We start from the raw sequence: 5,105 nt of genomic DNA on the forward strand, positions 1-5,105 counted from the left end.
CGGTGCCGGCGACGGCGGCGCCTCCGGTGGCCAGGGCGGCCGCCAGCACCCTGCGGCGCGGCGGGCCGCCGCCCGCGGTGACGGCGGGATCCGTCGCCGGTACCGCCGGGGTACGGCCGGGGAGCCCGTCCGTTGCGGTGGGTACGGCGCCGGGGTCGGCCGCGGCACGCGAGTTCACCGTCGCATCGCGGCCGGCGACCGGCGACGCGGCGGGCTGCCCCCGCGGGGGCGTCTCCATGTCCAGCACCTCGGCCGCATGGGCGGCGATCGCGCCGGCCACGGCCGTGGGCAGCCAGCCGCCGGCCAGGGCCGCGTCGGCGCCGTCCGGGGCGAGCGCCGCGGCGACCGCGCCGGGGGCCGGCCGGTCGGCGGGGTCGCGGGCCAGGCACCGGGCCAGCAGCGGACGCAGCGCCTCCGGGACCCGGGAGAGGTCCGGCGGTTCGTTGACCACCCGGTAGAGCAGCCCGGCCGGCGTGCTGTCACCGAAGGGGCCCTGCCCACCGGCGGCGTACGCCAGCACGGAGCCCAGCGAGAAGACGTCCGAGGCGGGCCCGGCCTCCGCTCCGAGCGCCTGCTCCGGGGACATGAACCCGGGGGAGCCGACGACGATGCCGGTCCGGGTGAGGCGGTCGCCGTCGGCGGCGCGGGCGATGCCGAAGTCGATGACCCGGGGGCCGTCGGCCGCCAGCAGGACGTTGGAGGGCTTGAGGTCGCGGTGGACCAGCCCGGCGGCGTGCACCGACACCAGCGCGTCGGCCAGTCCGGCGCCCAGGGCGCGTACGGAGGGCTCGGGCAGCGCGCCGAAGCGGTCCACCGCCTCGGCCAGCGACGGACCCAGCACATAGGCGGTGGCGAGCCAGGGCACGGCGGAGTCGCGGTCGCAGTCCACCACGGGCGCGGTACGGCGCCCCCGTACGGCCTGGGCGGCTGCGACCTCGCGCCGGAAGCGGCGGCGGAAGTCCTCGTCCTCGGCCAGCTCCGCACGCACCACCTTCACGGCCACGGTGCGGCCGCCGGCGGAGCGGGCGAGGTAGACCCGGCCCATGCCGCCCGCCCCGAGCCGGGCGAGCAGCCGGTACGGGCCGATCTCCGCAGGGTCGTCGGCTTCCAGTGGCTTCATGTCCGATCCCCGTTCCCCCGTGGCGGGATCGCCCCGCCGTTGCGGCCCGGTGCCTGCACCGGGCGCCGCCAGCAGGGTAGGTGCCGGGCCGGTGGCGTCCACGCGCGGGCCCGGTGCGCGGACGCAGCGGTCACCGCGTGTGATGGTGCCGCACACCCGCGGCGACCCGGTGACGCGGTCCGCGCCCGCTGGTAGCGTGGCGCGGCCAGGCGTTGTTGACACGCTGTCAGTCAGAGGTGGGGGCCATGTCCGCAGAGCGGTCGGAGCAGGACGCCGTCTGCCCGGCGGGCCATGCGTCGCAGCCGCCGCTGGTGGGAACGCCGGAGTTCAAGGCGGACGCCCATGCCCGCTACGCGGAGCTGCGGAAGGCCGGGCCGGTGCACCGGGTGCGCTTCCCCGGCGGGCTGGAGGGCTGGCTGGTGGTCGGCCACGACGCGGCCCGGGAGGCGCTGCACCACCCGGCGCTCGGCAAGGACACCACCCCGGCCGCCGCCGCCCTGGAAGCGGCCGGCTACCTCGCCAACCGGCCCGGGGTCGGCCTCGGCGGCAACATGCTCACCGCGGACCCGCCCGAGCACACCCGGCTCCGCCGCCTGGTCGCGGGGGCGTTCACCCCGCGCCGCAGCGAGGCGCTGGCGCCGCGCATCGAGCAGATCACCGCCGGGCTGATCGACGCCATCGCACCCCGGGGCGAGGCCGACCTGGTGGAGTCCTTCACCGCTCCGCTGCCGATGACCGTCATCTCCGAACTCCTGGGCGTCCCCGAGGAGCACCGCTCGGACTTCCGCACCTGGTCGCAGCAGGCGCTCGGCAATCCGCCGTCCGCCGACCGGGAGGCCGCCGCCGCCGCGCTCAACCGCTTCCTCACCGGGCTGCTCGCCGCCAAGCGCGCGGAGCCCGGCGACGACCTGCTGTCCGCGCTGGTGGCGGTCCGCGACGAGGACGACGGGCGGCTCTCCGACACCGAACTGCTGGGCACCGCCGTGCTGCTGGTGGTCGCGGGCCATGAGACCACCGTCAACCTGCTGGGCAACGCCGTGCTGGCGCTGCTGCGCCACCCCGGGCAGGCGCGGTTGCTGCGGGAGCGGCCGGAGCTGCTGCCCGGCGCGGTCGAGGAGTTCCTGCGGTACGACGCCCCGGTGGAGCTCACCCCGCAGCGGTTCGCCGCGTCCGACGTACGGCTGGGCGGTCAACTGATCCGGCGCGGCGACATCGTGCAGATCGCCCTGACCTCGGTGGGCCGCGACGCGGACGGCGCCGGGACCGCGCCGGGCACGCCGGGCCCGGACGAACTGGACGTCACCCGGACCGGGGTGCGCCATCTGTCGTTCGGCCACGGCATCCACTACTGCCTGGGCGCCCCGCTGGCCCGGCTGGAGGCGGTCATCGCGCTGGGTGCGCTGCTGCGGCGACTGCCGGGGCTGGAGCTGGCGGTGCCGTACGAGCAGCTGGCGTGGACCCCGGGCGGGATCATGCGCGGGCCGACGGCGCTGCCGGTGCGTTTCGCCCCCGCGGACGGCGAAGGCGTCCCGGCACAGCCCCGGACCCGGTCCCGGGCCGAGCGGGCGGACGCAGCGGCGGGGCCGGCCTGACCGGCTGCTGACCGCGGGCGAGCCACGGCAGGGCAGGGGTCTCAGGCAGCCAGGTCCCGTACCGCGGTGACCTTCTCGATCCGCACCCGGACGAGCAGCTCCCCGGGCACGCCGTTGCGTGCGCCGTACTCCTCCGCCCGCTCCTCGCCCATGTAGCGGGCGGCGATCCGGGTGGCCCAGTCGCGCAGCTCCGCCAGGTCCTCACCGAGCCGCGCCCGGCCCTCCAGGACGGCGAAGGAGAACGGCGGCCGCTCGTCGTCCACGCAGAGCGACACCTGGTCGGCGCGGGCCAGATTGCGGCCCTTGACCGTGTCCTTGCCGGTGTTGAAGACCAGGTCGTCCCCGTCCAGCAGGAACCAGATGGGGGCGAGGTGCGGCCGTCCGTCCGCGCGGACGGTGGCGAGCTTGCCGGTGCGGGTGCCCTCGCTGACGAAGGCACGCCATTCGCTCTCGGTCATGGGAGTGGCCATGCCCCCATGGTCGCTGAACCGCCTCGGCGACGCACCCCGCCGCGGTTCGTCCGCCCGGCGCCGCGCTCGTCCGCGGTGCCCGGTCCCCCCCACGGTGGCCGGTACGGGGCCGCCCCGGCGGGCCGTGCACCGGCGCCGCCGGCCCGCAATCCACTGGCCCGTCCCGCAGTGCCGCGCTTAGCCTTGCCCGCATGGACGAGCAGCAGACCGGGCCCACCCTGGTGGCGGTCCTCACCGGGGCCGGGATCTCCACCGACTCCGGCATTCCGGACTACCGCGGGCCCAACGGCCTGTGGCGGCGGGACCCGGAGGCCGAGAAGCTCGTCACCTACTCCCACTACATGGCCGACCCGGACATCCGGCGCCGTTCCTGGCTGCTGCGCCGTGACTCGCCCGCCCGCCACGCGACGCCCAACCCCGGGCACCGGGCCCTTGCCGCACTGGAGCGCACCGGCCTGCCGCTGCGCGTCATCACCCAGAACGTCGACGGGCTCCACCAGCGGTCCGGGCTGCCCGACCGCAAGGTGATCGAGTTGCACGGCACCGCGCGGAAGGTGCAGTGCACCCGCTGCCACGCCCGCTCGGAGATGGACGCGGCGCTGGAGCGGGTCACCGCCGGAGAGGCCGACCCCGCCTGCACGGTCTGCGGCGGCATCCTGAAGTCCGCCACCGTGATGTTCGGTGAGGCACTGGACCCGGTGGTGCTCGGCCAGGCCCGCTCCATCGCCCAGGCCTGCGACCTCTTCCTGGCCGTCGGCACCACGCTCCAGGTGCAGCCGGCGGCCTCGCTGGTGGACCTGGCGGTCGCCACCGGTTCCCGGTTGATCATCGTGAACGCCGAACCGACACCGTACGACGACCTCGCGGAGGAGATCGTGCGCGAACCCATCGGCAGCTCGCTGCCCCGGCTGGTGCGACGGATCGCCGCCGAGACCGGAGTCCCCATCCCCGCTGGGGAGTTGGAGCAGTAACCCGGAGGAGCAGGCGGGCGGAGCGGGCCGGGAATCCGGGCGACATCGTCAGGGTGCGTGCACGTCATCCCGCGCCCCCCGTATTGTTGGCGTCCATCGCGGCCCCCGGAGCACCATGCGTCCCACCGCGCCGGAACCGCACCAGCAGCCCGGCCAGTAACGCCCCGACCCCGCTGGCCGGACCAGTCGACCTCCTCGCCTCGAACCGGACTCCACATGCCTGCGCCTCACAGCACCGAAGAAGCCCCCACCGCTACCACCCTCCCGGAGCCGCGTGCCCACGAGGCCGGCCCGGCCGGTGGTGGCGACAGCCGCCCGAGCACCCGCGACAACCTGCGAAGCTACGCCAGCCAGGGTGGGTTCACCCTCAGCCCCGAGACCAGCCCCTGGTACGCCGCCGCCGCTGCCGTCACCACCGCGGAGGAGGCCCGAGCCGCCTCCACCGCGCTCGCCGAACTCCGCGGCCGGGACCTCCCCGCACTGCGCGAGGCCGCCCCGCGCATCGCCGAGACCACCCCGCTCGCGGAGCCCGCGACCGCCGCCGAGTTCAGTGCCACCGTCGAGCTGCTGGCCCGCGTCGAGGAGACCCTGCGCACCCTGCACGTCCAGGCGTACGAGGCAGACCTGGACGCCCTCGCCGCCGCCACCGCCGGCGGCCCCGCGCTCACCGGCCCGCGGCGTGCCCTGCGCAAGCAGGCCAAGCGGCTCTCGGTCTCCGCATGGGCGCGCCGCGCGACCCGGCACACCGCGCTGACCCAGGCCGCCGCCGTCCGCGCCGCCTGGCAGGAGGCAGCGCCGGACACGACTCCCGCGCCGCCCTCCGACGGGGAGCTGCTCGGCGGAATCCTCCAGCACCTCCAGGGGATGGAGACCAGCCTGCGCGAGCTCGGCCGTCTGCTGCCGGACCACGACGCGGACCACCTGCCGCTCGCCGAACTCGCCGAGCTGCTGG

5 protein-coding genes are annotated in these 5,105 nt (G+C 76.4%); 3 read left to right on the plus strand and 2 right to left on the minus strand.

Going from position 1 to position 5,105, the window contains the following annotated elements:
* The coding region (locus AOK09_RS18535) for a serine/threonine-protein kinase (protein WP_157875946.1) at positions 1 to 1,120 on the minus strand (1,120 nt) is incomplete at its 3' end.
* 245 nt (positions 1,121 to 1,365) lie between these two features.
* Between AOK09_RS18535 and AOK09_RS18540 the strand changes: the two genes are divergently transcribed.
* A complete protein-coding gene (locus tag AOK09_RS18540) occupies positions 1,366 to 2,712 on the plus strand; it encodes a cytochrome P450 family protein (RefSeq protein WP_063795999.1) in 1,347 nt (448 codons plus the stop codon).
* Positions 2,713 to 2,753: 41 nt separating this feature from the next.
* Here AOK09_RS18540 and AOK09_RS18545 read toward each other — a convergent pair whose 3' ends face one another.
* Positions 2,754 to 3,182: a PPOX class F420-dependent oxidoreductase gene (locus tag AOK09_RS18545; RefSeq protein ID WP_055588322.1), complete on the minus strand. Its 429-nt coding sequence runs from the start codon at positions 3,180 to 3,182 to the stop codon at positions 2,754 to 2,756.
* Positions 3,183 to 3,373: 191 nt separating this feature from the next.
* Here AOK09_RS18545 and AOK09_RS18550 point away from each other — a divergent pair, with 191 nt between their 5' ends.
* Both AOK09_RS18550 and AOK09_RS18555 read left to right on the plus strand, forming a co-directional pair.
* Positions 3,374 to 4,153: an SIR2 family NAD-dependent protein deacylase gene (locus AOK09_RS18550; protein ID WP_055588323.1), complete on the plus strand. Its 780-nt coding sequence runs from the start codon at positions 3,374 to 3,376 to the stop codon at positions 4,151 to 4,153.
* A gap of 216 nt (positions 4,154 to 4,369) precedes the next feature.
* Positions 4,370 to 5,105, plus strand: a 736-nt coding sequence (locus tag AOK09_RS18555) for a hypothetical protein (RefSeq protein WP_055588324.1), incomplete at its 3' end; no start/stop codon positions are given.

Source organism: Peterkaempfera griseoplana, assembly GCF_001418575.1.
GTDB classification, from domain to species: Bacteria; Actinomycetota; Actinomycetes; order Streptomycetales; family Streptomycetaceae; genus Peterkaempfera; species Peterkaempfera griseoplana.